Here is a 648-nt window from a genome sequence, read left to right on the forward strand (position 1 = left end):
ACAATCAACAAACCCAAATCTTTGAATTTGATGTCGCTGGAGAGCAATTTGTGCGTACCGACGACGATATCAACTTTGCCATCCGCAACATCTTGCAAAATCACTTTTTGCTCTTTGGCTGATTTAAAGCGAGAAAGCACCTCGACTCGGATTGGCAAGTTCGCGAAGCGGTCACGGAAGTTTTCAAAATGCTGCTGAGCAAGCAGGGTTGTTGGCACGAGTACGGCAACTTGTTTGCTGTTGTCCGTAGCAACAAAGGCCGCACGCATGGCAACTTCTGTTTTACCAAAACCAACGTCACCACACACCAAGCGATCCATGGCTTTTGCTTGGCACATATCGGAAAGTACCGCGTTGATTGCCATGGCTTGATCATCGGTTTCTTCAAACGGGAATGTTGCCTTGAAGGTCGCGTATTGGCCACGATCCAAGGCAAATTTAAAGCCCGGTTTTAGCTCACGCTTCGCGTATACATCAAGTAGCTCTGCTGCAACATCGCGTACTTTCTCAGCTGCTTTTCGACGTGCTTTCGACCACGCTTCACCGCCAAGTTTGTGCAGAGGAGCCGTTTCTTCAGCGCCGCCAGAGTAACGGCTGATCAAGTTTAGCGAGGAAACGGGAACATAAAGTTTGGCGTCGTTTTGATAT

At 48.5% G+C, this 648-nt stretch carries 1 protein-coding gene; it reads right to left on the reverse strand.

The window, feature by feature from the left end:
• Positions 1–648 (reverse strand): DEAD/DEAH box helicase (locus R7Z77_RS26195; RefSeq protein WP_318137157.1); only part of this gene is annotated, 648 nt, incomplete at both ends.

The sequence above is a fragment of the Vibrio sp. 1401 genome (genome assembly GCF_033340295.1).